Annotated in this window: 26 protein-coding genes, 2 pseudogenes and 1 riboswitch; of the genes and pseudogenes, 19 read left to right on the forward strand and 9 right to left on the reverse strand. The window is 73.1% G+C overall.

All coding sequences use genetic code 11. The annotated features are described in order from the left end of the window. Positions 1 to 54: 54 nt before the first annotated feature. A complete protein-coding gene (locus ACWD0A_RS13600; protein WP_451297650.1) occupies positions 55 to 729 on the reverse strand; it encodes a class II aldolase/adducin family protein in 675 nt (224 codons plus the stop codon). 210 nt (positions 730 to 939) lie between these two features. On the opposite strand from ACWD0A_RS13600, the gene ACWD0A_RS13605 reads away from it, so the two are divergent. The 7 genes from ACWD0A_RS13605 (at position 940) to ACWD0A_RS13635 (ending at position 9544) form a co-directional block, all read left to right on the forward strand. Continuing rightward, positions 940 to 2166 carry an anion permease gene (locus ACWD0A_RS13605; RefSeq protein ID WP_451297652.1) on the forward strand — a complete coding sequence of 409 codons (1227 nt, stop codon included), beginning with the start codon at positions 940 to 942 and terminating at the stop codon, positions 2164 to 2166. Positions 2167 to 2178: 12 nt separating this feature from the next. Further along, positions 2179 to 2400 (forward strand): hypothetical protein, encoded by a 222-nt coding sequence (locus ACWD0A_RS13610; RefSeq protein ID WP_451297654.1) that lies wholly within the window; start codon positions 2179 to 2181, stop codon positions 2398 to 2400. A gap of 148 nt (positions 2401 to 2548) precedes the next feature. Next, positions 2549 to 2695: riboswitch (cobalamin riboswitch) on the forward strand. 89 nt (positions 2696 to 2784) lie between these two features. Next, on the forward strand, positions 2785 to 3735 hold the full coding sequence (locus tag ACWD0A_RS13615) for a cobalamin biosynthesis protein (RefSeq protein WP_451297656.1): 951 nt from the start codon (positions 2785 to 2787) through the stop codon (positions 3733 to 3735). Next, on the forward strand, positions 3732 to 5264 hold the full coding sequence (locus ACWD0A_RS13620; RefSeq protein ID WP_451297658.1) for a cobyric acid synthase: 1533 nt from the start codon (positions 3732 to 3734) through the stop codon (positions 5262 to 5264). Before ACWD0A_RS13615 ends, ACWD0A_RS13620 begins: the two co-directional genes overlap by 4 nt. Before the next feature lie 256 nt (positions 5265 to 5520). Then, complete coding sequence (locus ACWD0A_RS13625; RefSeq protein WP_451297660.1) at positions 5521 to 7551, forward strand: putative cobaltochelatase; 2031 nt, start codon at positions 5521 to 5523, stop codon at positions 7549 to 7551. After that, a complete protein-coding gene (cobO, locus tag ACWD0A_RS13630) occupies positions 7551 to 8159 on the forward strand; it encodes a cob(I)yrinic acid a,c-diamide adenosyltransferase (protein WP_177148904.1) in 609 nt (202 codons plus the stop codon). Before ACWD0A_RS13625 ends, cobO begins: the two co-directional genes overlap by 1 nt. Then, positions 8153 to 9544 carry a cobyrinate a,c-diamide synthase gene (locus ACWD0A_RS13635; protein ID WP_451297662.1) on the forward strand — a complete coding sequence of 464 codons (1392 nt, stop codon included), beginning with the start codon at positions 8153 to 8155 and terminating at the stop codon, positions 9542 to 9544. The genes cobO and ACWD0A_RS13635 overlap by 7 nt, the downstream gene beginning before the upstream one ends. 11 nt (positions 9545 to 9555) lie before the next feature. On the opposite strand, the gene ACWD0A_RS13640 is transcribed toward ACWD0A_RS13635, so the two are convergent. After that, positions 9556 to 10275 carry a ZIP family metal transporter gene (locus ACWD0A_RS13640; RefSeq protein ID WP_451297664.1) on the reverse strand — a complete coding sequence of 240 codons (720 nt, stop codon included), beginning with the start codon at positions 10273 to 10275 and terminating at the stop codon, positions 9556 to 9558. A 107-nt stretch (positions 10276 to 10382) separates the two neighbouring features. Here ACWD0A_RS13640 and ACWD0A_RS13645 point away from each other — a divergent pair. Further along, positions 10383 to 10796: pseudogene (locus tag ACWD0A_RS13645) on the forward strand (cobalamin biosynthesis protein); the annotation flags it as partial. Between the two features lie 98 nt (positions 10797 to 10894). Further along, positions 10895 to 11995, forward strand: coding sequence for an Rv2231c family pyridoxal phosphate-dependent protein CobC (cobC, locus tag ACWD0A_RS13650; protein WP_451297666.1), 1101 nt, complete (start codon positions 10895 to 10897; stop codon positions 11993 to 11995). Between the two features lie 70 nt (positions 11996 to 12065). Here the strand turns inward: cobC and ACWD0A_RS13655 are convergent, their stop codons facing one another. Continuing rightward, entirely contained in the window at positions 12066 to 13010 is a 945-nt protein-coding gene (locus tag ACWD0A_RS13655) for an SCO1860 family LAETG-anchored protein (protein WP_451297668.1), read from the reverse strand. Between the two features lie 315 nt (positions 13011 to 13325). Next, on the reverse strand, positions 13326 to 14411 hold the full coding sequence (locus ACWD0A_RS13660) for an amidohydrolase family protein (RefSeq protein ID WP_451297670.1): 1086 nt from the start codon (positions 14409 to 14411) through the stop codon (positions 13326 to 13328). 105 nt (positions 14412 to 14516) lie between these two features. Here ACWD0A_RS13660 and ACWD0A_RS13665 point away from each other — a divergent pair, with 105 nt between their 5' ends. The 5 genes from ACWD0A_RS13665 (at position 14517) to thpD (ending at position 19134) form a co-directional block, all read left to right on the forward strand. Next, positions 14517 to 15614, forward strand: coding sequence for a pyridoxal-phosphate-dependent aminotransferase family protein (locus ACWD0A_RS13665; protein ID WP_451297672.1), 1098 nt, complete (start codon positions 14517 to 14519; stop codon positions 15612 to 15614). 347 nt (positions 15615 to 15961) lie between these two features. Beyond that, positions 15962 to 16510, forward strand: coding sequence for a diaminobutyrate acetyltransferase (gene ectA / locus ACWD0A_RS13670; RefSeq protein WP_307716119.1), 549 nt, complete (start codon positions 15962 to 15964; stop codon positions 16508 to 16510). Between the two features lie 23 nt (positions 16511 to 16533). Further along, a complete protein-coding gene (gene ectB, locus ACWD0A_RS13675) occupies positions 16534 to 17802 on the forward strand; it encodes a diaminobutyrate--2-oxoglutarate transaminase (RefSeq protein WP_451297866.1) in 1269 nt (422 codons plus the stop codon). A 33-nt stretch (positions 17803 to 17835) separates the two neighbouring features. After that, complete coding sequence (locus ACWD0A_RS13680) at positions 17836 to 18234, forward strand: ectoine synthase (RefSeq protein WP_177148896.1); 399 nt, start codon at positions 17836 to 17838, stop codon at positions 18232 to 18234. A gap of 3 nt (positions 18235 to 18237) precedes the next feature. Further along, on the forward strand, positions 18238 to 19134 hold the full coding sequence (thpD, locus tag ACWD0A_RS13685) for an ectoine hydroxylase (RefSeq protein ID WP_451297675.1): 897 nt from the start codon (positions 18238 to 18240) through the stop codon (positions 19132 to 19134). Between the two features lie 73 nt (positions 19135 to 19207). Here the strand turns inward: thpD and ACWD0A_RS13690 are convergent, their stop codons facing one another. Next, entirely contained in the window at positions 19208 to 20278 is a 1071-nt protein-coding gene (locus tag ACWD0A_RS13690; protein ID WP_451297677.1) for an alkene reductase, read from the reverse strand. 151 nt (positions 20279 to 20429) lie between these two features. On the opposite strand from ACWD0A_RS13690, the gene ACWD0A_RS13695 reads away from it, so the two are divergent. Continuing rightward, positions 20430 to 20939 (forward strand): MarR family winged helix-turn-helix transcriptional regulator, encoded by a 510-nt coding sequence (locus tag ACWD0A_RS13695; RefSeq protein ID WP_451297679.1) that lies wholly within the window; start codon positions 20430 to 20432, stop codon positions 20937 to 20939. A gap of 10 nt (positions 20940 to 20949) precedes the next feature. Here ACWD0A_RS13695 and ACWD0A_RS13700 read toward each other — a convergent pair whose 3' ends face one another. Continuing rightward, complete coding sequence (locus ACWD0A_RS13700; protein WP_451297681.1) at positions 20950 to 22008, reverse strand: aminotransferase class V-fold PLP-dependent enzyme; 1059 nt, start codon at positions 22006 to 22008, stop codon at positions 20950 to 20952. Between the two features lie 75 nt (positions 22009 to 22083). Between ACWD0A_RS13700 and ACWD0A_RS13705 the strand changes: the two genes are divergently transcribed. Beyond that, complete coding sequence (locus ACWD0A_RS13705) at positions 22084 to 22575, forward strand: GNAT family N-acetyltransferase (RefSeq protein WP_451297683.1); 492 nt, start codon at positions 22084 to 22086, stop codon at positions 22573 to 22575. A 27-nt stretch (positions 22576 to 22602) separates the two neighbouring features. Here the strand turns inward: ACWD0A_RS13705 and ACWD0A_RS13710 are convergent, their stop codons facing one another. After that, the gene (locus ACWD0A_RS13710; protein WP_451297685.1) at positions 22603 to 23313 is read right to left on the reverse strand and encodes a DsbA family oxidoreductase; all 711 of its coding nucleotides are present in this window, start codon (positions 23311 to 23313) and stop codon (positions 22603 to 22605) included. A gap of 122 nt (positions 23314 to 23435) precedes the next feature. Continuing rightward, on the reverse strand, positions 23436 to 23780 hold the full coding sequence (locus tag ACWD0A_RS13715; protein WP_451297687.1) for an ArsR/SmtB family transcription factor: 345 nt from the start codon (positions 23778 to 23780) through the stop codon (positions 23436 to 23438). A gap of 103 nt (positions 23781 to 23883) precedes the next feature. Between ACWD0A_RS13715 and ACWD0A_RS13720 the strand changes: the two genes are divergently transcribed. The 3 genes and pseudogenes from ACWD0A_RS13720 (at position 23884) to ACWD0A_RS13730 (ending at position 25928) form a co-directional block, all read left to right on the forward strand. Next, positions 23884 to 24861, forward strand: a complete 978-nt coding sequence (locus ACWD0A_RS13720) for a quinone oxidoreductase family protein (protein WP_451297689.1) — start codon at positions 23884 to 23886, stop codon at positions 24859 to 24861. Positions 24862 to 24928: 67 nt separating this feature from the next. Then, a pseudogene (locus tag ACWD0A_RS13725) lies at positions 24929 to 25054 on the forward strand (ketopantoate reductase family protein); the annotation flags it as partial. Between the two features lie 82 nt (positions 25055 to 25136). After that, positions 25137 to 25928: a ketopantoate reductase C-terminal domain-containing protein gene (locus ACWD0A_RS13730; protein ID WP_451297691.1), complete on the forward strand. Its 792-nt coding sequence runs from the start codon at positions 25137 to 25139 to the stop codon at positions 25926 to 25928. Here the strand turns inward: ACWD0A_RS13730 and ACWD0A_RS13735 are convergent. After that, positions 25844 to 26311 carry an N-acetyltransferase family protein gene (locus tag ACWD0A_RS13735; protein WP_451297693.1) on the reverse strand — a complete coding sequence of 156 codons (468 nt, stop codon included), beginning with the start codon at positions 26309 to 26311 and terminating at the stop codon, positions 25844 to 25846. The genes ACWD0A_RS13730 and ACWD0A_RS13735 overlap by 85 nt on opposite strands. Between the last annotated feature and the right edge of the window lie 22 nt (positions 26312 to 26333).

Here is a 26333-nt window from a genome sequence, read left to right on the forward strand (position 1 = left end):
CGCGGGGGCGTTCCCCCGGCGCCTGAAGCGCCGAGGGTCGGGCGGAGGGGCCGGTCAAGGGGTGTCGCGGTGGGGTTGGCCGTAGGTGTGGAGCCGGGCGGCCGCTGCCGAGAGTTCCGCTTCGGAGAGGAGGCGGGGGGTCAGCGACGGGAGCGAGGACGCCTTCAGCCAGACCTGGCACATCCATTCCAGCTGGGCCGTGCGGTCGTGCGCCTGGGGCAGGGTCGCCCCGTAGGCGACGGTGCCGTGGTTCTGGAGGAGGCAGGCCGTGCGCTCGCGCAGGGCCATGAGCATGTTGCGGGCCAGTTCGGGTGTGCCGTACAGCGCGTAGGGCGCCACGCGGACCGGGCCGCCGAGTGCCGCCGTCATGTAGTGGACCGGCGGCAGCTCGGGCACCAGCGTGGAGACGGCGGTGGCGTGTACGGCGTGGGTGTGCACGACGGCCCCGGCCGGTGTGCTGCGGTAGACCTCCAGGTGCAGCGGCAGCTCGCTGGTGGGGGCGAGCGTGCCGATGACCTGATGGCCTTCGAGGTCGACGGCGACGGTGTCGTCGGGTCCGAGCCGGTCGTAGGGCACCCCGCTCGGGGTGACGAGCACGAGGTCGCCGACGCGGACGGAGACGTTGCCGGACGTGCCGACCACGAGACCCTCCGCCGCGGTTCTGCGGGCCGTCGTGACGACGTCCTGCCAGGCCCGTTCGATCGTGTCCGTCTCCGCGTGATCCGTCATGCGGAGATCCTGTCAGGCGCGCCTCTTCGGGCGACAGACGACGGAGTGTGTTCGAGTGGATGCCCGGTGCTGTCGCGAGTGCCGAAAAGGGGCAAGCGGAATGCGCGGTACCTGCTTACGGACACCGCAGGGCCGGGCACAGTTCATCTTCCGTTCACCCAGGTTGCCTACGGTCGCCGAGTCAATGACGTCAAACGATTGCCTGGGTAAATGGAACACATCACGCTGCTGCTCGCGATTGTGATCGTGACAGCTCTCGTGTTCGATTTCACGAACGGTTTCCACGACACCGCCAACGCGATGGCGACGACCATCTCGACCGGCGCTCTGAAGCCCAAGACCGCGGTGGCCATGTCCGCCGTTCTGAATCTCGTCGGCGCTTTCCTGTCCGTGGAGGTCGCGAAGACGATCTCCAGTGGCCTCGTCGACGAATCAGGCATCTCACCTGAAGTCATCTTCGCGGCGCTCGTCGGCGCCATCCTCTGGAACCTGCTGACCTGGCTCATCGGTCTGCCGTCCAGCTCCTCGCACGCCCTGATGGGCGGCCTCATCGGTGCCACCGTCGCGTCCGTCGGTTTCGACGCGGTCAACGGCGGCGTCGTCGTCACCAAGGTGCTGATCCCCGCGGTCGCCGCGCCGCTCGTGGCCGGTCTCGCCGCGTTCCTGGCCTCCCGGCTGACCTACAGGATCGGCCGGAACGCCGACCCGAAGGCCACCTCCAAGGGCTACCGCGCCGGCCAGATCACCTCCGCCGGCCTCGTCTCCCTGGCGCACGGCACCAACGACGCGCAGAAGACGATGGGCATCATCACCCTGGCCCTGGTCGCCGGGAACGTCATCGCCCCCGGCTCCAACCCTCCCCTGTGGGTCATCGTCTCCGCCGGTGTCGCCATCGCCCTCGGCACCTACCTCGGCGGCTGGCGCATCATCCGCACCATGGGCAAGGGCCTGACCGACCTCCAGCCGCAGCAGGGCTTCGCCGCCCAGACCGGTGCGGCGAGCGTCATCCTCGCCTCCTCCAACCTCGGCTTCTCCCTGTCGACCACCCACTCGTGCTCCGGCGCGGTGATGGGCGCGGGTCTCGGCCGCAAGGGCGGCGTGGTCCGCTGGTCCACCGCGACCCGGATGTTCGTCGCCTGGGGTCTGACCCTGCCGGCCGCCGGTCTGGTCGCCGCGGGTTCGGAGTTCGTCACCCAGCAGGGTGACTGGGGCGTCGCGGCCGTCGCCGTCTTCCTGGTCGCGTCCTGCGCCGCGATCTGGTTCGTCTCCCGCCGCCAGGTCGTCGACCACACCAACGTCAACGACACCGAGGACCAGGAGCCCGCCGGCGTCGTCACCACCGCCATCGCGGCCGTCACCCCGCCGCCCGCGGGCGAACTCAAGACCACCATCCCGGCCCCGGCCGAGCCCGAGCCGGCCCGTCCGGCCACGGTGTAAGGAATCATCAGCATGAAGATCGACTGGGCAGCTCTCGGCTCCGTGTTCGGCGTGAGCCTCGTCGCCACCGTCGCCCTGGTGGGCCTGTTCACCCTGGGCATCGTGGGCCTGACCAAGCACGAGGCGGCGGCCGCCGACGGCGGGTCGGCCCCCATGGTCCGCACCGGCGCCTACGCCTGCTTCGCCCTGTGCGCCGCGGCCGTGGCGTACGGCATCTACCTGATCGTCACCTGACTCCTCTCCGAGTCCTTTCGTCCGCTGACGACGCAGACCCGCCCGGAGCCGGGCCGGAGGCACCCCGTGTGCCTCCGGCCCGGCTCCGGCGTGTGCGGGGTGTGGGGCTTCGCACACTGTCCCTCCGCAGGTCAAGGGTGAGTTGACGGGCGTTCGCGGGCGTGGTGGACTGCCGGGGCCATCTACGGCGGCAGAAGAGGAAGTCCGGTGCGAATCCGGCGCGGTCCCGCCACTGTCACCCGGGAAGATCACACCCCGGGGAGCCAGGAACTCTCGCCGCCGGTCACGTCGAACCAGGGCGCGGACCCTGAGTGAGGACTTCTGCCATGCCCGGCTGCCGTTCAGCCCTCTCCGTCGGACCCCGCCTGCGGGATCACTGACCCCGTGCGTGCCGACCGCGTATTCGTGTACGGCGCCACCGCGGGCCTCGTCGTCGACCAGCTCGTCGGCGACCCCCGCCGCGGGCACCCCGTCGCCGCCTTCGGGCGGGCCGCGGGCGCCGTCGAGCGACTGCTGTGGCGTGACCACCGGGGCCGGGGCGCCCTGCACACGGCTCTCTGCGCCGGCGGCGCCGTCGCCGTGGGCGCGCTGGCGTCCCGTGCCGTGCGCCGCTCCCCCGCCGCGTCCGTCGCCCTGACCGCCGCCGCCACCTGGGCCGTGATCGGAGGCACCACGCTCGGCCGGGAGGCGCTCCTCGTCGGCGAGGTGCTGGCCACGGGAGACGTCGAGGCGGCCCGCGCGCGGCTCCCCCATCTGTGCGGGCGCGACCCGCAGTTCCTTGACGAGCAGCAGATCGCCCGCGCCGTCGTCGAGTCGGTCGCCGAGAACACGTCGGACGCCGTCGTCGGCGCCCTGGTGTGGGGCGCTGTCGCGGGCGTTCCCGGGCTCCTCGGCTTCCGTGCCGTGAACACGCTGGACGCCATGGTCGGCCACAAATCGCCGCGCCACCGGCGCTACGGCTGGGCCTCGGCACGCCTCGACGACGTGGCGGGCTGGCCCGGCGCCCGGCTCACCGCGGCACTCGCCGCGATCGCTGGTCCCGACCCCCGGGGGGCGGTACGCGCCTGGCGGGCCGACGCGGCGAAGCACCCGAGCCCCAACGCGGGCCCGGTGGAGGCGTCGTTCGCGGGGGCGCTCGGCGTCCGGCTGGGCGGGACCCTGTCGTACGGGGGCCGCGTCGAGCACCGGCCGGTGCTCAACGGAACCGGGCGGGCCGTGGAGTTCGGGGACATCGGGCGGGCCGTGCGGCTGTCCCGGCGGATCGGCGTGCTGACGCTCGCGACATGCGCGGGCGCGCGACTGGCCTGGGGGGCCATGAGGGGGAGGCGTACATGAACGGCGGCGGACTGCTGGTCGCGGGGACCACGTCGGACGCGGGCAAGAGCGTCGTGACCGCCGGGATCTGCCGGTGGCTGGTGCGGCGGGGGGTGAAGGTCGCGCCCTTCAAGGGCCAGAACATGTCGCTGAACTCGTTCGTGACGCGCGAGGGCGCGGAGATCGGGCGGGCCCAGGCGATGCAGGCGCAGGCGGCCCGTGTGGAGCCGACCGCGCTGATGAACCCGGTGCTGCTCAAGCCCGGCGGCGACCGCTCCAGCCAGGTCGTCCTGATGGGAAAGCCCATCGGCGAGATGAGTGCGAAGGGCTACCACGGGAACCGGCAGCGCGAGCTGTTCGAACCGGTCATGGCGTGCCTGGAGGAGCTGCGGGGCACGTATGACGCCGTGATCTGCGAGGGGGCGGGCAGTCCGGCCGAGATCAACCTGCGGCGCACGGACATCGTGAACATGGGCATCGCGCGGGCCGCGCGGCTGCCCGTCCTCGTGGTCGGGGACATCGACCGCGGCGGGGTGTTCGCGCAGTTCTTCGGGACGACGGCACTGCTCGCCCCCGAGGACCAGGCACTCGTCGCCGGCTATCTGGTCAACAAGTTCCGCGGGGACGTGACGCTGCTGGAGCCCGGACTCGACATGCTGCACGGGCTCACCGGGCGGCGGACGTTCGGCGTCCTGCCGTACGCGCACGGGCTCGGCATCGACGAGGAGGACGGCCTGAGGGTGTCCCTGCGCGGCGCGGTCCGCGAGTCGGTCGTCGCTCCGCCGGTCGGCGAGGACGTGCTCCGGGTCGCGGTGTGCGCGGTGCCGCTGATGTCGAACTTCACCGACGTCGACGCGCTGGCCGCCGAACCGGGCGTCGTCGTCCGGTTCGTGGACCGGCCCGAGGAACTGGCCGACGCCGACCTGGTGGTCGTCCCCGGCACGCGCGGCACGGTGAAGGCACTGGCGTGGCTGCGGGAACGCGGGCTGGCGCAGGCCCTGGTCCGCCGCGCCGCGGAGGGCAGGCCGGTGCTCGGCATCTGCGGTGGTTACCAGGCGCTGGGCGAACGCATCGAGGACGACGTCGAGTCGAAGGCGGGCGAGGTCGAAGGGCTCGGGCTGCTGCCGGTACGGGTGCGGTTCGCGCGGGAGAAGACCCTCGCGCGCCCCGTCGGCGAGGCGCTCGGCGAGCGGGTGGAGGGGTACGAGATCCACCACGGTGTCGCCGAGGTGCTGGGCGGGGAGGGGTTCATCTCCGACGACCGAGGACACAGCCCGGAAGGCTGCCGGGTCGGGTCCGTGTGGGGCACGCACTGGCACGGCTCGCTGGAGAGCGACGGCTTCCGCCGGGCGTTCCTGCGGGAGGTCGCCGCGCAGGCGGGCCGCCGGTTCGTGCCGGCGCCGGACACGAGCTTCGGCGCGCTGCGCGAGGAGCAGTTGGACCGCCTCGGGGATCTGATCGAGGAGCACGCGGACACGGACGCGCTGCTGCGGCTGATCGAACAGGGCCCGCCTGCCGGGCTGCCGTTCGTCCCGCCGGGTGCGCCGTGAGGGGCGAGGGCGCCGGGAGCGCCTGCGGCGGGCTTGTTCCCCACTCCGCCCTCCCCCTCCGCCTGGCGACGTGGGTGGTACCCCCATCCCGAACCGGAGCTCCGCCCCAGACCCCGTTTCGGGGGCTCCGCCCCCAGACCCCCGCCCCTCAACCTCCCCCTACGGCCTGGCGGCCGCGGGCGGGCGTCCCCTCGGCGAAGCCAGGGGGAGTGCCCCCAGCGGGGCTGGTTTTCCCCAGCAAAGGAGTGATCAAAGGATGAGCACCCCCTATCCGTTCACCGCGGTCGTCGGAATGGACGACCTGCGGCTGGCCCTCCTGCTCAACGCGGTCAGTCCGGCGGTCGGCGGCGTGCTCGTGCGCGGTGAGAAAGGGACCGCCAAGTCGACCGCCGTGCGGGCGCTCGCGTCGCTGATGCCGGATGTCGACGTCGTCGCCGGGTGCCGGTTCTCCTGCGCGCCCGCGGCGCCGGACCCGGCGTGCCCGGACGGTCCGCACGACGGCGGGGCCGCCTCGGCGCGGCCGATGCGCCTGGTCGAGCTGCCCGTCGGCGCCTCCGAGGACCGGCTCGTCGGCGCGCTCGACATCGAACGGGCCCTCGCCGAGGGCGTGAAGGCCTTCGAGCCGGGCCTGCTCGCGGGCGCGCACCGCGGGATCCTGTACGTCGACGAGGTCAACCTGCTGCACGACCACTTGATCGACCTGCTGCTGGACGCCGCTGCCATGGGCGCCTCGTACGTCGAGCGGGAAGGCGTCTCCGTACGGCACGCCTCGCGCTTCCTGCTCGTCGGCACCATGAACCCCGAAGAGGGCGAACTGCGGCCCCAGTTGCTGGACCGCTTCGGCCTCACGGTGGAGGTCGCCGCCTCCCGGGACCCCGACCAGCGGGTGGAGGTCGTACGGCGCAGGCTGGCGTACGACGACGACCCGGCCGGTTTCGCGGCCCGCTGGGCGGACGAGGAGGCGGCGCTGCGGGAGCGGATCGTGGCGGCGCGGGAGCTGCTGCCGCGGGTGGTCCTCGGCGACGCGGTGCTGCGTCAGATCGCGGCCACGTGCGCGGCGTTCGAGGTGGACGGCATGCGCGCGGACATCGTGATGGCGCGTACGGCGACGGCGCTGGCGGCCTGGGTGGGCCGCGACGAGGTCACCACCGACGACGTGCGCCAGGCCGCGCTGCTCGCGCTGCCGCACCGCAGGCGGCGCAATCCCTTCGACGCGCCGGGCCTCGACGAGGACCGGCTCGACGAAACCCTGGAGCAGTTCGGCGACGACGAGCCCGATCCCGACCCGGACCCCGGTCCCGACGGAGGCGGCCCCGGCGGGGGCGGTCCCGACGGCGGTGGGGTGCCGCCGCAGGGCCAGGGCCCGGACGCGTCGTCCGAGCCCGCCGAGGCGGAGACGCCGCCCGCACCGGCCCCCGGCGCCGGGCGGGGTGAGCAGCAGCCGGTACGGGCCTCGGAGCCGTTCCGCGCGAAGGTGCTCAGCGTGCCCGGCCTGGGCGAGGGCGCGGCGGGCCGCAGGTCCCGGGCGCGTACCGACCACGGGCGGACGACCGGATCCCGCCGGCCCCGGGGCGCACTCACGAAGCTCCACCTGGCCGCCACCGTGCAGGCCGCGGCCCCGCACCAGCGCGCTCGCGGGCGCAGCGGTCCCGGCCTGGTGGTCCGCCGGGACGATCTGCGGCAGGCGACCCGCGAGGGGCGCGAGGGCAACCTCGTGCTGTTCGCGGTGGACGCCTCGGGATCGATGGCGGCACGGCAGCGGATGAGCGCCGTCAAGGGCGCGGTCCTGTCGCTGCTGCTGGACGCGTACCAGCGGCGCGACAAGGTCGGCCTGGTCACGTTCCGCGGGAAGGACGCGGAGCTGGCGCTGCCCCCGACGTCGTCGGTGGACGCGGCCGCGGCCCGGCTGGAGCAGCTGCCGACGGGCGGCCGTACGCCCCTGGCGGCGGGGCTGCTCAAGGCGCACGAGGTGCTGCGCGTCGAGCGCCTGCGCGACCCGTCGCGCCGCCCGCTGCTCGTCGTGGTGACGGACGGCCGCGCCACGGCTCGGGGTGCGGGCGACGCGTTCGCGCTCGCCCTGCGCGCCGCGCGGCTGCACGCCGCCGAAGGAACCGCGTCGGTCGTCGTGGACTGCGAGTCGGGACACGTACGGCTCGGTCTGGCCGGCGCCCTCGCCGGCGAACTCGGCGGCACCGCCGTCACCCTCGACGAGCTGCGCGCCGACTCGATCGCCGGTCTCGTCAAGGACGTCCGCTCCGTACACGCCATCAGCAGAAGGGCCGCCTAATGCCGCAGGGACAGCCGACCGTCGTACCGGACGACGGACTCACCACCCGTCAGCGCCGCAACCGTCCGCTCGTGTTCGTGCACACGGGCATCGGCAAGGGCAAGTCGACCGCCGCGTTCGGGCTCGCGCTGCGGGCCTGGAACCAGGGCTGGCCGGTCGGGGTCTTCCAGTTCGTGAAGTCGGCCAAGTGGAAGGTCGGCGAGGAGAACGCGCTCAAGGTGCTCGGCGCGAGCGGCGAGGGCGGCACGGTCGCCTGGCACAAGATGGGCGAGGGCTGGTCGTGGATCCAGCGCCCCACCGCCGAGGGCGAGCTGTCCAACGAGGACAAGGCGCGTGAGGGCTGGGAGCAGGTCAAGCGGGACCTGGCGGCGCAGACGTACAAGCTCTACGTGCTGGACGAGTTCGCCTACCCCATGCACTGGGGGTGGATCGACACCGACGAGGTCGTCGAGGTGCTGCGCGAGCGGCCCGGCACCCAGCACGTGGTGATCACCGGCCGCAACGCCCCGCAGAAGCTGATCGACTTCGCCGATCTGGTGACCGACATGTCGAAGGTCAAGCACCCGATGGACGTCGGGCAGAAGGGCCAGCGGGGCATCGAGTGGTAGCACGTCTCGTCATCGCCGCGCCGTCCTCCGGCGCGGGCAAGACCACGGTCGCGACGGGCCTGATGGCCGCGTTCGCCGACCGCGGTCTCGCGGTCTCGCCGCACAAGGTCGGCCCGGACTACATCGACCCCGGCTACCACGCGTTGGCCACCGGGCGGCCCGGCCGCAACCTCGACGCGTACCTGTGCGGCACGGAGCTGATCGCTCCGCTCTTCGCGCACGGTGCGCGCGGCTGCGAACTGGCCGTCGTCGAAGGCGTGATGGGCCTGTACGACGGAGCCGCGGGCCAGGGTGAACTCGCGTCGACCGCACAGGTCGCGAAACTCCTGCGGGCACCCGTCGTGCTGGTGGTGGACGCGTCGTCGCAGTCCCGGTCGGTGGCGGCGCTGGTGCACGGGTTCGCGTCCTGGGACCCGGAGGTCCGGATCGGCGGGGTGATCCTGAACAAGGTCGCCACCGACCGGCACGAGCGGCTGCTGCGGGAGGCGCTGGAGGAGTCGGGGGTGCCGGTTCTGGGCGTACTCCGACGGGCGCCTGCGGTGGCGACGCCGTCGCGGCACCTCGGGCTCGTGCCGGTGGCCGAGCGGCAGGCCGAGGCCGTCGATGCCGTGCGGGCGCAGGCGGAGCAGGTGCGGGCGGGGTGCGATCTGGAGGCGCTGCTGGCCCTCGCCCGGAGCGCGCCGGCGTTGTCGCATGCTCCGTGGGAGCCGGACGTCGTGAAGCGGCCGCACGGCGGTGGTGGTGGGATGGTGCCCACCGGCCCCGCCCTGCGGGACGACGGCCCCCACCCCGTCGTCGCCGTCGCCGGCGGGCCCGCGTTCACCTTCTCGTACGCCGAGCACGTCGAACTGCTGAAGGCCGCCGGCGCCGAGGTCGTGACCTTCGACCCGCTGCGGGACGAGCAACTCCCGGATGGGACGCGCGGGCTCGTCGTCGGCGGCGGATTCCCTGAGGTGTACGCCCCCGAGCTGTCGGCGAACGAGTCGCTGCGCAAGGCCGTCGCCGAGCTGGCCCGGTCCGGGGCGCCGGTCGCCGCCGAGTGCGCCGGGCTGCTGTACCTCGCGCGTTCCCTGGACGGGAAGCCCATGTGCGGGGTGCTGGACGCGGACGCGCGCATGACCGGGCGGCTCACGCTCGGCTACCGGGAGGCCGTGGCCGTGGGCGACAGCCCGCTCGCCGCGGCCGGGACGCGCATGCGTGGCCACGAGTTCCACCGCACGGTGCTGGAGCCGGGGGCCGGGGCCACGCCCGCGTGGGGCATGGTGCGTCCGGAGCGCAGGGTGGAGGGCTTCGTGCACCAGGGCGTGCATGCCAGCTATCTGCACACCCACTGGGCGTCGCGGCCCGAGGTCGCCGCCCGGTTCGTCGACGCCTGCCGGGCATGACGGAGGCCGGGTCATTCGGCGAGGCCGACCACCAGCCAGATGAAGCCGACACCGCTGATCGTGCACAACAGGGTGGAACGGGCGGGGTGTTCGTGGTGCGCCTCGGGCAGGATCTCGGCCGCCGCGAGGTAGAGCAGCGCGCCGCCGAAGAACCCGAGGTAGCTGCCGAGAAGTTCCTCAGGAAGAGTGAACAGCAGCGTGGACGCCGCCCCCACCACGGGCGCGAGCGCGTCGGCGATGAGCATGACGACCGCCTTGCGGCGGGTGTTCCCGTACAGGCTGGTGATCGTGTACGTGTTGAAGCCGTCGGCGAAGTCGTGGATGACGACGGCGAGCGCGACGGTGGCGCCCATGCCGCCGCCCACCTGGAAGGCGGCGCCGAGGGCGATGCCGTCCATGAGGCTGTGGGTCACCATCGCCGCGGCCGCCGTCAGCCCCACCTGCGGTACGCGTCGTTCCCCGCCGTGCGCGGCCTGTCGTACGGCCAGCAGCCGTTCCACGCAGTGGGCCACGAGGAAGCCGCCGGCGAACAGCAGCAGCGCCTGCGGTACGCCGAACACCGGCCGGCCCGCCGCCTCCGCCGCCTCGGGCAGCAGGTCGAGCCCGACGACGCCGAGCATGAGGCCGCCCGCGAGGCCCAGCACGAGGTGGCGGCGGTCGGTGACGCGGTGCGCCATCCAGCCGCCGAACAGCGTCATCAGGAACGCGCCGAGCGCGACGAACACCGCCATGCGCCTTTGCTAGCCCATCGACCGGCCGCCGTGCACGTCGCCGCCGCACCGGATTGACTTCCCCGCCCCGCCTGTGCCCCGACTCCGAGGAGTGCCCCATGACCGGTCCGCCCGCTCTCGTCGTCGGCGTCGGCGCGTCGAGGGGTGTGCCCGTCGACGAGGTGGTGGAACTCGTCCTGACGGCGCTGCGCGAGGCGGGCCTGGCGGCGGCGGACGTGGTGGAGGTCGCCACGCTCGACGTGAAGGCCGGCGAGCCGGGAATCGTGGGCGTGGCCGGGCGGCTGGGCGTTCCCCTGGTGGCGTACTCCGCCGCGCGGCTCGCCGCCGTGCCGGTGCCCGGCCCGTCCGGCGCGGCGCTGGCGGCCGTCGGGACGCCGTCGGTCGCCGAGGCGGCGGCCCTGGCGGGCGGCGGCGAACTGCTGGTGCCCAAGCGCACGTCGTGTCCCGTGGGGCGGCCCGCGGGTGTGACGTGCGCCATCGCGCGGAGCTCCACGCGAACGTCCCCTGCCTCTGCCGGGATCCGGCGGCAGGAGACATGATGACCGTCGTGCGTTCTTCCACCCCCCACACATCGAGGAGACCCCTGTGACCCGTCTTCCCGTACCGTTGCGCGGCGGCCATGTACACGCGCACTGACGACCGGGGCCATCCCGAACACCCGGAGCGTTCCGAGCCGTCCGGGCACGATCTGCGCCACCACGGGGACGCCGAGGTCAGGGACGGCGGCTCGGGCCTGGTCGACCTCGCGGTCAACGTCCGTACCGGCACGCCCCCGCGGTGGCTCCGGGAGCGCATCGCCGCGTCGATGGACTCGCTGGCGGCCTATCCGGACGGGCGCGCCGCGCGGACCGCGGTCGCGGCCCGGCACGGGCTGCCGATGCAGCGGGTGCTGCTGACGGCGGGTGCGGCGGAGGCGTTCGTGCTGCTCGCGCGGGCGCTGCCGGTGCGCAGGCCGGTCGTCGTGCATCCGCAGTTCACGGAGCCGGAGGCGGCTCTGCGGGACGCGGGCCACGACGTGGGGCGCGTCCTGCTGCGGGAGGAGAACGGCTTCCGGCTGGATCCGAAGGCGGTGCCGGATTCGGCCGATCTGGTCGTGATCGGCAATCCGACCAATCCGACGTCCGTCCTGCACCCGGCCGCGCGGATCGCCGAACTGGCGCGTCCTGGGCGGCTGCTGGTCGTGGACGAGGCGTTCATGGACGCGGTGCCGGGAGAGGTGGAGGCGCTCGCGGGCCGCACCGACGTACCGGGCCTTGTCGTGCTGCGCAGTCTCACCAAGACGTGGGGACTCGCGGGCCTGCGGATCGGGTACGTGCTGGCGGAGCCGGCCACGATCGCCGCGCTGGAGCGCGCCCAGCCGCTGTGGCCGGTGTCCACGCCCGCGTTGGCCGCGGCGGAGGCGTGCATGGGCGGCGCCGCGCTGGCGGAGGCCGAGGACGCGGCGCGTCAGATCGCCGCGGACCGCGCCCATCTGCTGGCGGGTCTCGCGGAGTTCGACGAGGTACGGGCGGTGGACAGCGCCGAGGGCCCGTTCGTGCTCGTCCGGGTCCGGCGTGCGCAGGAGGTGCGGGAGCGGCTGCGGGGGCTGGGCTTCGCCGTCCGGCGCGGGGACACGTTCCCGGGGCTGGACGGCGACTGGCTGCGGCTCGCGGTCCGGGACAGGGTGACGACGAATCGTTTCCTGCAGGCCCTGGACCAGGCCCTGGTCATGGTGGGCTGACGCACGGGCCCGGCCTCCCGGCCCGGCCGGGCCCCTCCCCCTCGGTGGGGCCCGGCCGGACCGGAGCGGGTCAGCCCCGGGAGCCGGAGCGTCGGCGCGACAGGACGATCGTGGCCGCGCCGGCGGCGAGCAGCAGACCGGCGCCGCCCGCGATGTACGGGGTGCTGGAACTGCCGCCGGTCTCCGCCAGGTTCTCCTCGGGCTCCTTCCCGGTCTGCGGCGCGATGTTGTCGGCCGGGGCCTTCGACGGCTTCTCCGTGGGCTTCTCGGACGGCTTCGTCGGGGCGTCGGGCGCTTCGCAGGCCGCTTCGACGAGGGTCACCTCGCCGGTGACCGCGGCGACGTTGAGGTCCAGCGGGTCGACCGACACCGTGAGGCGCAGGGCCGTCGCCGCGGCCGTGCGGGACGTGGTCTGCGTCTTCGACAGGTCGAGGGTGACCTCGCCGACGCCGGGCACCGCGACGCGCGTCTGTCCGCCCGCGCTGAGCGTCACCTTCTTGCCGAGCACCTTGACGTGTCCGAGCACGTTGGAGGTGGCGGCGGGCTTGCTCCCCGCAGCGCACACGGCCTCGGAGGTGGCCTTCTCGACCTCGACGAGCGACAGCAGGGGCAGTCCGGGCACGTGCACGCGGGCGCGGACCAGGTTGCTGTACGCGGCGGCCCGGCCGTCCTCGACAGTGGCCCTGGCCGTGGCCACGTCGGCACGCAGCACCTGGAACGGCCGCCCCTCGTCGACGCCGTCCAACCGGACGCTCAGGGCGGTCTTCTCGGCGCTGCCGGGGGCGCGCACCTCGTTGAGAGTGGCCTTCAGCGGGACGTGCGCGGTCTTGTCGATCAGGGAGACGTCGAGACCGGTACGGAGGACGACCGCCTCCGCCTTTCCGTCGCCGCCGGTGGCGTGCGCGGGCGACGCGAGAGCCAGCGGGACGGCGGCCAGTGCGGCGGCGGCCGCTCCCGCGACGGCCTTGCGTGCGGGCACACGGGCGGCGGGCAGGCGGAAGGTGTTGCTGTTCACGGTGGTGGAACCCCCACAGGAGACATGGCGCCGCCGCGTCCACGGGGACACGTGGACGCGGTGGCGAAGACACCCGCATCCTTTACGCACGGAGAGTGAACCGACAGTCAACCGAGGCGAGTTCACCCTAAAGTGAGGTTTCCGCGTCAGTATTCGATTCTTGGGGCACGGGTGTTCCTCGTGGCCCCGCCTGTCACCGCCCGCGTGAGGTGCGCCGGTCCACCGGCCGGCGCACGGGAAAGTGCTTCAACGAGTGCGGCACGGCCGGGTCACGCCGGGTCAACACGCCGCCCGGGGGCGGCCGGCGGGACCGCGTCAGCCGACGATCCGTCCGTTCAGCACCACCCGCCGCGGGCCCGCGAGCGCCCGGACGTCGGCACGCGGGTCCTCGTCGTACACGACCAGGTCCGCCGGGGCGCCCTCCTCCAGCGCCGGGCGGCCGAGCCACTCCCGCGCGCCCCACGTGGTCGCCGACAGCGCCCGGACCGGCGGGATGCCGGCCTTCACCAGCTCGGCGACCTCGTCGGCGACCAGCCCGTGCGCCAGCGAGCCGCCCGCGTCCGTGCCGACGAAGACGGGGATCCCGGCGTCGTAGGCGGCGCGCACGGTGTCGTACCGGCGCTCGTGCAGCCTTCGCATATGGGCCGACCAGCGCGGGAACTTGCTCTCGCCGCCCGCCGCCAGTGCGGGGAACGTGCCGATGTTGACCAGCGTCGGGACGATCGCGACGCCGCGCTCGGCGAACAGCGGGATCGTGTCCTCGGTGAGTCCCGTCGCGTGCTCGATGCAGTCGATTCCCGCCTCCACGAGGTCGCGCAGCGAGTCCTCGGCGAAGCAGTGGGCCGTCACCCGCGCGCCCAGCCGGTGCGCCTCGGCGATCGCGGCCTCCACCGCGTCGCGCGGCCAGCAGGCGGTCAGGTCGCCCGCGTCGCGGTCGATCCAGTCGCCGACGAGCTTGACCCAGCCGTCGCCGCGCCGGGCCTCGTGGGCGACGTAGGCCACGAGGTCGGCGGGCTCGATCTCGTGGGCGTAGTTGCGGATGTAGCGGCGGGTGCGCGCGATGTGACGGCCGGCCCTGATGATCTTCGGCAGGTCCTCGCGGTCGTCGATCCACCGGGTGTCCGATGGGGACCCCGCGTCGCGCAGCAGCAGGGTGCCCGCGTCCCGGTCCGTGAGCGCCTGCTTCTCGCTGGTCGCGGCGTCGACCGGGCCCTGGTGGTCGAGTCCCACGTGGCAGTGGGCGTCGACGAGTCCGGGCAGGGCCCAGCCGTGCACGGTGACCGCCTCGGCGCGAGGACGGTCGTAGGTGATGCGGCCCTCCACGACCCACACCTCGTCCCGTACGTCCTCGGGTCCGACGAGCACCCGCCCCTTCACGTGCAGCACCGTGTCATCGCTCATGCCCAGCACTGTACGAGGCGTACAAAGGCGGGTGCCCGGGGCCTCGGCAGGCTCGGCCGGAGGCCCGGGCGACGGGCCGGCACCGCTGATCGAAGAGAGCTCGCCGTGACACACCCCCTGCTCGACCTGGCCCCGTTGACCGCCTCGCACTTCGCCTCGATCGAGCGCAGGGTCGCCGCGCTGCTGGGCACCGGCCAGGACGTGGTGATCATGCAGGGCGAGGCGCTGCTGCCCCTGGAGGGCTGTATCCGGGGCGGCGCGCGGGCGGGCTCGACGGCACTGAACGTGGTGACCGGCCCCTACGGGCAGACCTTCGGCGACTGGCTGCGCGACTGCGGCACCCGTGTCGTCGACCTCGACGTGCCGTTCCACACCGCCGTGACGGCCGGGCAGGTGGAGGAGGCGCTGGCGGCGCACCCGGAGATCGACTTCGTCTCGCTGGTGCACGCCGAGGCCGCGACCGGCAACACCAACCCGGTCGCGGAGATCGGCGAGGTGGTCCGGGCGCACGGCGCGCTGTTCATGCTGGACGCGGTCGCCTCGGTGGGGGCGGAGCACCTGCTGCCGGACGCCTGGGGCGTGGACCTGTGCGTGATCGGTGCACAGAAGGCGATGGGCGGCCCGGCGGGCGTGTCCGCGGTGTCGGTGAGCGAGCGCGCCTGGGAGCGCATCGCGGCGAACCCGGCCGCGCCCCGGCGTTCGTACCTGTCGCTGATGGACTGGAAGGAGCGCTGGATCGACGGCGGGCGCCGGGCCCTGCTGCACGCGCCCGCCCAGCTGGAGATGCTGGCGCTGGAGGCGTGCGTCGAGCGCATCGAGGCGGAGGGGCTCGATGCGGTGATGGCACGGCACGCCTCGGCCGCGGCGGCCACGCGCGCGGGCGCGCTGGCGCTCGGCGGCGGTCTGACCCCGTACGTCCACGAGGCGAAGGACGCGGCTCCGGTCGCGACGACGCTGCGCGCCCCGGACGGCCTGGGCGCGCGTGACCTGGTGGCGGCGGCGCTCGCCGCCGATCCCTCGCTGCCGCTGATCGCCGGTGGAGGGGCGCTGGCGAAGGAGATGATCCGGGTCAACCACTACGGCGTGGACGCGACGCGCGGTGTCGTGCAGTCGTCCCTCGCGGCGCTCGGCGCCGCGCTGGCAGAGCAGGGCCGCCAGGTGGACCTGGAAGGTGCGCGGCGGGCGGTCGGCGAGAAGTGGTAGCACCTGCCCGCCCCTCATCCCGTAAAACATATTCACAGCAGAACCCGTAAAGGCGGGGAGCAAATTCAAGTGAACAGCTCCCCGCATTCTGCTGCCCCCGATCTCCGTACCTAAACGTACGGATTCCGATCGACTTCCGGAGGCGATTCGAGGGGGTGTCAACGTGGTTACGGACATGTGACCGACCCCACATCGGACGCGATTTGCCCGCTTAAATACGGGCAAACCAGCGCGATCGTCTGGCGATCGGCGGGACGGCTCGCGCCCGCGCGATAACACAGAAGGCGCTCTGACCCAACCCCCTGGCCCGATGCAATCTCGGAATTTGCTCGGTAAATTCAATTCGCATGACCGCCGCACAAGAAGACCTTGTACGAGCCCGAGAAGAATTGACCGATTCACCGGACCTGCTGGAGATCGACACCCCGCGAGTGGAGGACGGAGCCGCGATCTGGCGCATCGCCCGCGACTCCGAGGTCCTGGACCTCAACTCCTCGTACAGCTATCTGCTGTGGTGTCGCGACTTCGCGGCCACCTCCGTCGTGGCACGCGGCCCCGACGGCGAGCCGATCGCCTTCGTGACCGGCTACGTGCGGCCCGACCGTCCGGAGGCGCTCGTCGTCTGGCAGGTCGCCGTCGACCGCGAGCACCGCGGCCGGGGGCTGGCCGGCGTCCTGCTGGACGCCCTGACGGCCAAGGTCACCGGCGGCCGCGGGGTGCGCGAGATCGAGACGACGATCACGCCGGACAACACGGCGTCCGACCGCCTGTTCACCTCCTACGCCCGGCGTCACGACGCGGAGCTGCGCCGCGAAGTCCTCTTCGACGGCGGCCTGTTCCCCGAAGGAACGCACCAGCCGGAAGTGCTCTACCGCATCGGCCCCCTCGCCGCCTGACCCCCACCCCCATGGAGACCGCTGTGACCATCACCCCGCCCGCCCTGAGCGTCTTCGAGACCCTCGAATCCGAGGTGCGCAGCTACTGCCGCGGCTGGCCCGCCGTGTTCGACCGCGCGCAGGGCAGCTACCTGCACGACGAGGACGGCCACACCTACCTGGACTTCTTCGCCGGCGCCGGATCGCTCAACTACGGGCACAACAACCCCGTCCTGAAACGGGCGCTGATCGACTACCTCGAGCGGGACGGCATCACCCACGGCCTGGACATGGCGACGAGCGCGAAGCGCGCCTTCCTGGAGTCGTTCCAGAACATCGTGCTGCGCCCGCGCGACCTGCCGTACAAGGTCATGTTCCCCGGCCCGACGGGCACCAACGCGGTCGAGGCCGCGCTGAAGCTGGCCCGCAAGGTGAAGGGGCGCGAGGCGATCGTCTCGTTCACCAACGCCTTCCACGGCATGTCGCTGGGCTCGCTCGCCGTCACGGGCAACGCCTTCAAGCGCGCCGGCGCCGGCATCCCGCTGGTGCACGGCACCCCGATGCCGTTCGACAACTACTTCGACGGCCAGGTCCCGGACTTCCTGTGGTTCGAGCGCCTGCTGGAGGACCAGGGCTCCGGCCTCAACAAGCCGGCCGCCGTGATCGTCGAGACGGTCCAGGGCGAGGGCGGCATCAACGTGGCCCGGGCCGAGTGGCTGCGCGCGCTGGCGGACCTGTGCGAGCGCCAGGACATGCTGCTGATCGTCGACGACATCCAGATGGGCTGCGGCCGCACAGGCGGGTTCTTCTCGTTCGAGGAGGCCGGGATCACCCCGGACATCGTCACGCTGTCCAAGTCGATCAGCGGCTACGGACTGCCCATGTCGCTCTGCCTGTTCAAGCCCGAGCTGGACATCTGGGAGCCGGGCGAGCACAACGGCACCTTCCGCGGCAACAACCCGGCGTTCGTGACGGCCGCGGCCGCGCTCGGCACCTACTGGGCCGACGGGCAGATGGAGAAGCAGACCATCGCGCGCGGCGAGCAGGTCGAGCGCGCGCTGCTCGCGATCGTCGACGAACTCGGCGGCGAGGGCGTCGGCTTCCGCGGCCGCGGGCTCGTGTGGGGCATGGAGTTCGACGACAAGGCACGCGCCGGCAGGGTGTGCGCCCGCGCCTTCGAGCTGGGACTGCTCCTGGAGACGTCGGGCCCCGAGAGCGAGGTCGTGAAGCTGCTGCCGCCGCTGACCGTCTCCGCCGACGAACTGGACGAGGGCCTGCGCATCCTGGCGCGCGCCGTCCGCGAGACCGCCTGACCACCGCAGAGACCAGAAAGGCAACGACTCACCGTGATCGTCCGATCGTTCAAGGACATCGAGAACACCGACCGCCATGTGAAGGCCGCGTCCGGCACCTGGGAGAGCAAGCGCATCGTGCTCGCCAAGGAGAAGGTCGGCTTCTCGCTGCACGAGACCGTGCTGTACGCGGGCACGGAGACGTCGATGTGGTACGCGAACCACATCGAGGCCGTGCTGTGCGTGGAGGGCGAGGCCGAGCTGACCAACGACGAGACGGGCGAGACCCACTGGATCGAGCCGGGGACCATGTACCTGCTGGACGGTCACGAGAAGCACACCATGCGCCCCAAGACGGACTTCCGCTGCGTCTGCGTCTTCAATCCGCCCGTGACCGGACGGGAGGACCATGACGAGAACGGCGTGTACCCGCTGCTGACGGAGGAGGGCTGAGACATGACCACCGCACCCGCACGCACCGACCTGTACCCGACCCGTGGCGCGACCGAGGTGACGACCCCGCGAAAGGACCCGGTCGTCTGGTCCGCTCCGGGCACGCCCGGCCCGATCGCCACGGCCGACCTGATGGGCTACGAGCGCGACGGCTTCCTCGCCGTCGACCAGCTCATCCGTGACGACGAGGTGGCGCTCTACCGTGCCGAGCTGGACCGGCTGATCGCCGACCCGGCGGTACGGGCCGACGAACGCTCCATCATCGAGCCGCAGTCCCAGGACGTGCGGTCGGTGTTCGAGGTGCACCGGCTGAGCGAGGTCTTCGCCGCGCTGGTGCGCGACGAACGGGTGGTGGGCAGAGCCCGTCAGATCCTCGGCTCGGACGTGTACGTCCACCAGTCGCGTATCAACGTCAAGCCGGGCTTCGGCGCCTCGGGCTTCTACTGGCACTCGGATTTCGAGACCTGGCACGCCGAGGACGGACTGCCGAACATGCGGACCGTGTCCGTGTCGATCGCGCTGACCGAGAACCTGGACACCAACGGCGGCCTGATGATCATGCCGGGGTCGCACAGGACGTTCCTCGGCTGCGCGGGTGAGACGCCGAAGGACAACTACAAGAAGTCGCTGCAGATGCAGGACGCCGGGACGCCGTCGGACGAGGCGCTGACGCGCTTCGCCGACGCCCACGGGATCCGGCTGTTCACGGGCCGCGCCGGTTCGGCGACCTGGTTCGACTGCAACTGCATGCACGGATCGGGCGACAACATCACGCCGTATCCGCGCAGCAACGTCTTCATCGTGTTCAACAGCGTGGAGAATGCGGCGGTGGAGCCGTTCGCCGCTCCGGTGCGGCGGCCGGAGTTCATCGGGGCCCGGGACTTCACCCCGGTGCGCTAGCCGGGCACCCCGAGCACGGCGGGGCCGGTCTCCTCCCCCTCCGGAGACCGGCCCCGCCCGCGTGTCCGGCCGCTCAGACGAGGGCCGGGTAGTCGATGTAGCCCTGGTCGCCGCCGCCGAAGAAGGAGGACGGGTCGGGGGTGTTGTACGGCCCGCCGGCCCGGAGACGGGCCGGCAGGTCGGGGTTGGCGAGGAACAGGGCGCCGTAGGAGATCAGATCGGCGACGCCGTCCTCGATCAGGGCCAGCTCCCCCGGGCCGGTCGGGCCGTCGGTGGCCGCGTTGAGCACGACCGTGCCGCCGAACCGCTTGCGCAGCGTCTGGACGAACTCCCTCTGGCCGGGGGTGGCCTCGATGAGGTGCAGGTAGGCGAGCCCGAGCGGTTCGAGTCGCTGGACGAGGGCGGTGTAGACGGCCTCGGGCTCCGGCTCCTCGATGTCGTTGTACGGGTTGGAGGGCGAGAGCCGGATGGCGGTGCGCTCGGCGCCGATCTCGTCGGCCACGGCCTTGACCGCCTCCACGGCGAAACGGATCCGGTTCTCGTCGGAACCGCCCCACTCGTCGGTCCGCAGGTTGGTGTTGGGCGCCAGGAACTGGTGGATCAGGTAGCCGTTGGCGCCGTGCAGCTCGACCCCGTCGAAGCCCGCCTCGACGGCGTTGCGCGCGGCGGCGGCGAAGTCGGCGATCGTCGCCCGTACCTCCTCGGCGCTCAGCTCCTTGGGCGTGACGAAGTCCTTGGGGCCCTCGTGGGTGTAGACCTGGCCCTGCGCGGCGACGGCGGAGACGCCGACCGGGACGAGGCCGTCGGGCAGCAGCACGGGGTGGCCGATGCGGCCGGCGTGCATCAGCTGGGCGAAGATCGTGCCGCCCGCGGCGTGCACGGCGTCGGTGACCTCGCGCCAGGCGGCGATCTGCTCGCGGCTGTGGAGCCCGGGGGTGTCGGGGTAGCCCTGGCCGACGACGGAGGGCTGGATGCCCTCGGTGACGATCAGGCCGGCGGAGGCGCGCTGCGCGTAGTACTCTGCGACGGACGGCGTGGGCGTCAGGCCGGGGCCGTGGGCGCGACTACGGGTCATCGGCGCCATGGCGATGCGGTTGGCGAGCTGCCTGCCGCCGAGGCGGATCGGGTCGAATGCGGTGGTCATGATCGTCCCCAAACTTATATGGTCGGCCAACTAATGAGACGTCACTGTACCTCATTCATTGGCCGACCAAGGTAATATCTGTGACAGCATCGTGAACACGGGCCGACCGGCCCGCAGCCGCTGCCCCCAGGGGGTGTCCGAGGAGGTCGCCATGTCCGCCGCGCCCGAGACGCAGGGCTACGCCGCCTGCGCGGAAGCGCTCCCCCACGCCGCACGCGGCGGCCCCGTGAGCCACGCGCTGTCCCGGGTGGCGAGGCTGCACCGCATCGCCGCGGGAAAGCTGCTCAGGGAGCTGGACCTCTACCCCGGTCAGGAGTTCCTGATGATGCGCCTGTGGGGCGCCGGCCCGGTACGGCAGTCGGAGCTGATCAAGGAAGTGGGGCTGGACCCCTCGACGGTCACCAAGATGCTCCAGCGCCTGGAACAGACGGGCCACGTCAGCCGCAGCCCCGACCCCGCGGACCGTCGCGCGGTGGTCGTCGAGGCGACGGAGCGCAGCTGCGCGCTGCTCGCGGACATGTCGGCGGCCTGGACCGCACTGGAGGAGCAGACGCTGGCCGGCCTGGACCCGGACGAACGCAGCGAACTGGCCCGCCTGCTGGGCAAGGTCGAGGCCAGCCTGTGCACCGAGACGGCGGACTGCGGAGAAGCGGAGGCGTGAGGGCCGCGCGCTAGCGCGGGCCGATGCGCTCCAGCGCGCGGTCCACGTCCTCGTCCGTGTTGTACAGGTGGAACGCCGCCCTCAGCCGGCCCGCCCGCGCCGAGACGACGATGCCCGCCTCGGCCAGCTCCGCCGCGCGGGCGCCGAGGCCCGGGACCGCGACGATCGCCGAGCCGCCCGGAACCGGCTCGTGCCCGAGGGACACGAGGCCGGCCCGGAAACGCCGCGCCAGCGCCACCACGTGCGCGTGCACCGCGCCGATGCCGATCTCCTCCAGCAGCGCGAGCGACTGCTCGCCGCCGTGGTAGGCGAGGAAGGCCGGGGGCTCGTCGTAGCGGCGGGCCGAGTGTGCGAGCTCGTCGATCGGGCCGTACGTCGTCTCCCACAGCCGCTCGGCCGCGAACGTGCCCGCGTGCATCGGCGCCAGCCCGTCCTGCGCCTCCTCCGTCACGGTCAGGAACGAGACGCCCCGCGGGCACAGCAGGAACTTGAAGCCACCCGTCACGGTGAAGTCCCACTCCCCCGCGCGCAGCGGCAGCCAGCCCGCCGACTGGCTGGCGTCCAGCAGCGTACGGGCGCCGTGCGCCGCCGCGGCCGACCGTACGGCGGCCATGTCCGCGATCCTCCCGTCCGCCGACTGCACCGACGAGAAGGCCACCAGCGCCGTCCCGGGCCGCACGGCCTCGGCCAGCGCGTCCAGCGGCGCGTACCGCAGCTTCAGGTCGCCGCGCACCGTGAACGGAGTGATGACGGACGCGTACTCCCCCTCGGGGAAGAGGACTTCGGCGCCCGGCGGCATCGACGCGGCGATCAGCCCGACGTGCACCGAGACCGAGCCGCCGACGGCGACGCGCCCCTCGTCCACGCCCGTGAGCCGGGCGAACGAGCGGCGCGTGGCGTCCACCGCGCCCGACTCCCCCGAGCCGCCCGGGCGCCCCTCGGCCAGTTCCTCGGCGAGCCGGGTCACCGCGCGGACCGTGCGGCGCGGCAGCAGCCCGCACACCGCGGTGTTCAGGTAGGTCGACGCGGGGGCGAACTCGCCGCCGCCGAGGGCGTGAAGTCTCTCCATGGGGCCACCCTCCGATGATCGGGACGCCCGGTCAACAACGCCCCGGGCGCCGGCCCCGGCCGGTACCGTCGTGTCATGCCCGCACTCACTCCGGCCGTCCAGCGCCTCCGTGCCGATCACGCCCCCGCCCTCCTCGCGTTCGAGCGGGAGAACCGGGACTACTTCGCCGCGTCGGTCCCCGACCGGGGCGACGAGTACTTCGCGCGGTTCGACGAGCGGCACGCGGCGCTGCTCGCCGCACAGGCGACCGGACTGTGCCACTTCCACGTCCTCGTCGACGAGGGCGAGCGGGTGCTGGGGCGGGTCAACCTCGTCGACGTGGCCGACGGCAGCGCCGAGCTCGGCTACCGCGTGGCGAAGAGCGCGGCGGGCCGCGGCCTGGCGACCGCCGCCGTGCGAGAGGTCTGCGCACTGGCGGCGGCGGAGTACGGGCTGACCGAGCTGCGGGCGGTGACCACGGTGGACAACGCCGGTTCGCGCGCGGTGCTGGCCCGTACCGGCTTCACGGCCACGGGCGAGCTCGTGGTGGACGGCCGGCCGGGCATCGCGTTCGTACGGCCCCTGTAGGAGCCGCGCGCGGCACCGGGGACGGCGTCAGGCGGAGGGGACCTCGCAGGACCCGTCGGCGTCGCAGGCCGGGGAGTCGTCGGCGCCGACCGGGGTGAGCGCCCGGCCCTGCCACGCCTGCTCCAGCGCCTGCGTGAAGACCTCCGCGGGCTGCCCGCCGGAGACGCCGTAGCGCCGGTCGATGACGAAGAACGGCACCCCGGGCGCGCCCAGCTCGGCGGCCTCGCGCTCGTCGGTCCGTACGTCGTCCGCGTAGGCGCTCTCGTCGGCCAGGACCGCGCGCACCTCGTCCTCGCCGAGCCCCGCCGCGACGCCGAGCGCGATCAGGACGTCGGCGTCGAAGACCGACCGCTCCTCGGCGAAGTTGGCCCGGTAGGCGAGGTCGAGGAGCTCGTCCTGGCGACCGCGGGCCTTGGCCAGGTGCAACAGGCGGTGGATGTCGAAGGTGTTGCCGTGGTCGCGTCCCTCGGTGCGGTAAGCGAGGCCCTCCGCACGGGCGTTGGAGGCGACGTGCTCCTCCATGGCCCGCGCCTCCTCGCGAGTGCGCCCGTACTTCGCGGCGAGCATGTCGATCACGGGGGCGGTGTCGCCCTTGGCGCGGCGCGGGTCGAGCTCGAGGGAGCGGTGCACGACCTCGACCCCGTCGCGGTGCGCGAAAGCGGCGAGCCCCTTCTCGAACCGGGCTTTGCCGATGTAGCACCAGGGGCAGGCGATGTCGCTCCAGATCTCGACGCGCATGTCTTCTCATCACTCCAGGTCGTGCGGCTCGGGGCATGCGGAGGCCACCTCCGCGCCAGGGTCAACGCTCACGGGCGCCTCCCCATTCCGGACGAGACGCAGGAGTGGAGGACGAGGCTCCGCTACGCCCCGTCGTCGGGCCGCAGCACCAGCTCCAGCAGCCCCGGGAATCGTGCGTCGAACTCCTCGCGGCGCAGGCGGTTGACCCGCTTCGGGCCCTGGTCGCGCTGTTCGACCAGGCCCGCCGCGCGCAGCACCGTGAAGTGGTGGCTCAGGGCCGCCTTGCCGACCGGGACGTCGAAGCCGCCGCAGCTGCGGGTCCACACCGGGGAGCCGGCCAGTTCGCGGACGAGCTGGAGGCGGACCGGGTCCGCGAGGGCGGCGAGGGCCGTCAGGACGGACACGTCGTCGGGGTGGGTGTGCACCGGCGCGGGACGGTGACCGGCGGTGGGCGACTGGTCCGGCATACCGTTCCCCTCCATCCTCTTGCCGAGTGTTCGACCGCGATCTTACACTCCGAGTGTTCGCTTTCCATTGAACACTCGTCTCGTCGAAGGGTGGCACCCCGCCATGCGTACGATCCGGATCACGGAGTTCGGCGGCCCCGAGGTACTGCGGCTCGTCCGGGCGGAGGTCCCCGAACCGGGGCCGGGACAGATCACCGTCGACGCCGCCTACGCGGGCGTGAACTTCGCCGACCTCAAGGCACGCTCCGACGGCTATCGCGTCCCGTCCCTGCCGTTCGTCCCCGGCCTGGAGGTCTCAGGCCGCGTCCGGGCCGTCGGCCCCGGCGTCGAGGGATTCCTGCCGGGGCAGGCCGTCGCCGCGCTCACCCCGTCCGGCGCCTACGCGGACGTCGTCGTCGCGGACGCGGCCACGGCCTTCCGGCTGCCCGACGGCATCGACCCGCGCACGGCGGCGACCCTGCCCACGGTGCTGCCGACCGCGCACGCCCTGCTGCACGAGGTCGGCCGGCTGCGGGCCGGGGAGAGCGTGCTCGTGCACGGCGCGGCCGGCGGCATCGGCACCGTCGCGGGACAGCTGGCCCGCGCGGCCGGCGCGGGAGCGGTGTACGGGGTGGTGTCCTCGCCCGCCAAGGCGGAGCACGCCCTCGCGCACGGCTACGACGAGGTGTTCACGGGCGACGACTTCGCCGCCGACGCGCTGCGCGCCACGGACGGACGCGGCGTCGACCTGATCCTCGACCCCGTCGGCGGCGACACCTTCCGGCGCGGCCTCGGCGCGCTGGCCGCCTTCGGGCGGCTGGTGTCCTTCGGCAACGCCTCCGGGGACGAGCCGTGGCAGCTCGGCCAGGCCGACCTGATCGGAAGCGGTCGCTCCGTGGCCGCGTTCTCCGTCCTCGCGCTCGCCCAGTCCTCCCCCGGCATCCTGCGCCTGATCACCGAACGCGCCCTGAGCCGGGTGTCGGACGGCACCGTGAGGCTTCCGGTGACCGCCGAGTTCCCGCTCGCCGAGGCCGCGGCCGCGCACACGCTGATGGGCGGACGCACCTCGACCGGCAAGCTGCTGCTGCGCGTCGCCGACTAGGTCCGCGGGCACAGGCCCCAGGGGCCTCCCCCGCCGCACCCACCTCACCGCAACCGCAAGGATTCCCATGAATGTTCTCGTCGTCGGAGCCGGTGCCACCGGAGGTCTCTACGGCGCGCGCCTCGCCCAGGCCGGCACGGACGTGACCTTCCTCGTCCGGCCGCGGCGTGCCGAGGTCCTGCGCGAGCGCGGGCTGCGTCTCACCGGGGCCGGCGAGGACGAGGTGATCACTCCCCGGCTCGTGACGAGACGGGCTGTCCGGTCCCTACGACCTCGTGCTGCTGTCCGTGAAGGCCACCGCGCTGAGCGGCGCCCTGGACGATCTCGCGCCCGCGGTCGGAGCCGGCTCCGCCGTGGTCCCGCTCCTGAACGGAATGGCGCATCTCGACGAGCTGAACGCCCGCTTCGGCGCCGGCCGGGTGCTGGGCGGTGTCGCCAAGGTCGCCACGACCCTCGACGGCCGGGGGGACATCGTGCGGCTCGCGCCACGCGCCCTGCTGAACCTCGGCGAGCAGGACGGCCGCCCGTCCGCCCGCGTGGACGCCGCCCGCATCCTGCTGCGGGACGCGGGAGTGGACTCCGATGCGCCCGCGGACATCATCGCCGCGATGTGGCACAAGTGGGTGTTCGTCAGCACCGTCGGCGCGCTGACCTGCCTCATGCGCGGCACGGTCGGCGACATCAACGCCGTCCCCGGCGGTCACGAGATCGGCCCGGCCGTCCTGGCCGAGGCCGCCGCCGTGTCGGCGGCGGCCGGCTTCCCCCTACCGGACGACGAACTGACCTTCATCAAGGAGACGGTGACCCGCAGCGGCGTGCCGTTCTCGTCGTCCTTGTACCGGGACGTGGTGGCCGGCCTGCCCACCGAGGCCGAGCACGTCCTCGGGGACCTGGTCGCCCGTGCCCGCGCGCACGGCGTGGCCACGCCGCTCCTCGACCTGGCGGCGCTCCACCTGCGCGTCCACGAACACCGGCTGAACGGTCAGCCGTTCAACTCCAGCCGCAGCACCAGGTGGTTCCCGGAGCGGGGTTCGTCCGGATCCGGGGACCAGCCCTGGCGGGCGTAGAAGCGCTGGGCGCGGGTGTTGTGCGCGAACACCTCCAGACGGACCGTCGGCACACCTGCGCGCCGCCACGACGCGACGCAGGCGGCGTGCAGTTCGGTGCCGATGCCCGCGCGCCAGCGCGCGGGGTCGACATGGAACTGGGTGAGGTGCATGACGCCGTCGATCTCGCGCGAGGCGGCGACGCCCGCGACCGTGCCGTCCCGCTCGGCGCACAGCACGGCGCCGCGCCCTATGCCCGCCTCCCAGCCCCCTCGCATACGGGCGTGTTCTGCGGGGCTGTCGAACAGTTCGTCGGCGATGTGGCCGCGGTAGTAACTGGCGCGCGCCTCGGCGTGCAGGGCGGCGATGGCGTCGAGATCGGCCGGTACGGCGTTCCTGATCATGTGCCGGGGGACGCGGACGGCT

Source organism: Streptomyces sp. NPDC002867 (assembly GCF_053591895.1).

Bases quoted from the DNA above. Each gene is read 5' to 3' on its own strand.
- ACWD0A_RS13600 (WP_451297650.1), bottom strand. From the start codon at position 729: ATGACGGATCACGCGGAGACGGACACGATCGAACGGGCCTGGCAGGAC.
- ACWD0A_RS13605 (WP_451297652.1), top strand. From the start codon at position 940: ATGGAACACATCACGCTGCTGCTCGCGATTGTGATCGTGACAGCTCTC.
- ACWD0A_RS13610 (WP_451297654.1), top strand. From the start codon at position 2,179: ATGAAGATCGACTGGGCAGCTCTCGGCTCCGTGTTCGGCGTGAGCCTC.
- ACWD0A_RS13620 (WP_451297658.1), top strand. From the start codon at position 3,732: ATGAACGGCGGCGGACTGCTGGTCGCGGGGACCACGTCGGACGCGGGC.
- ACWD0A_RS13625 (WP_451297660.1), top strand. From the start codon at position 5,521: ATGAGCACCCCCTATCCGTTCACCGCGGTCGTCGGAATGGACGACCTG.
- cobO (WP_177148904.1), top strand. From the start codon at position 7,551: ATGCCGCAGGGACAGCCGACCGTCGTACCGGACGACGGACTCACCACC.
- ACWD0A_RS13640 (WP_451297664.1), bottom strand. From the start codon at position 10,275: ATGGCGGTGTTCGTCGCGCTCGGCGCGTTCCTGATGACGCTGTTCGGC.
- cobC (WP_451297666.1), top strand. From the start codon at position 10,895: ATGTACACGCGCACTGACGACCGGGGCCATCCCGAACACCCGGAGCGT.
- ACWD0A_RS13660 (WP_451297670.1), bottom strand. From the start codon at position 14,411: ATGAGCGATGACACGGTGCTGCACGTGAAGGGGCGGGTGCTCGTCGGA.
- ectA (WP_307716119.1), top strand. From the start codon at position 15,962: ATGACCGCCGCACAAGAAGACCTTGTACGAGCCCGAGAAGAATTGACC.
- thpD (WP_451297675.1), top strand. From the start codon at position 18,238: ATGACCACCGCACCCGCACGCACCGACCTGTACCCGACCCGTGGCGCG.
- ACWD0A_RS13690 (WP_451297677.1), bottom strand. From the start codon at position 20,278: ATGACCACCGCATTCGACCCGATCCGCCTCGGCGGCAGGCAGCTCGCC.
- ACWD0A_RS13695 (WP_451297679.1), top strand. From the start codon at position 20,430: ATGTCCGCCGCGCCCGAGACGCAGGGCTACGCCGCCTGCGCGGAAGCG.
- ACWD0A_RS13700 (WP_451297681.1), bottom strand. From the start codon at position 22,008: ATGGAGAGACTTCACGCCCTCGGCGGCGGCGAGTTCGCCCCCGCGTCG.
- ACWD0A_RS13705 (WP_451297683.1), top strand. From the start codon at position 22,084: ATGCCCGCACTCACTCCGGCCGTCCAGCGCCTCCGTGCCGATCACGCC.
- ACWD0A_RS13710 (WP_451297685.1), bottom strand. From the start codon at position 23,313: ATGCGCGTCGAGATCTGGAGCGACATCGCCTGCCCCTGGTGCTACATC.
- ACWD0A_RS13715 (WP_451297687.1), bottom strand. From the start codon at position 23,780: ATGCCGGACCAGTCGCCCACCGCCGGTCACCGTCCCGCGCCGGTGCAC.
- ACWD0A_RS13720 (WP_451297689.1), top strand. From the start codon at position 23,884: ATGCGTACGATCCGGATCACGGAGTTCGGCGGCCCCGAGGTACTGCGG.
- ACWD0A_RS13735 (WP_451297693.1), bottom strand. From the start codon at position 26,311: ATGATCAGGAACGCCGTACCGGCCGATCTCGACGCCATCGCCGCCCTG.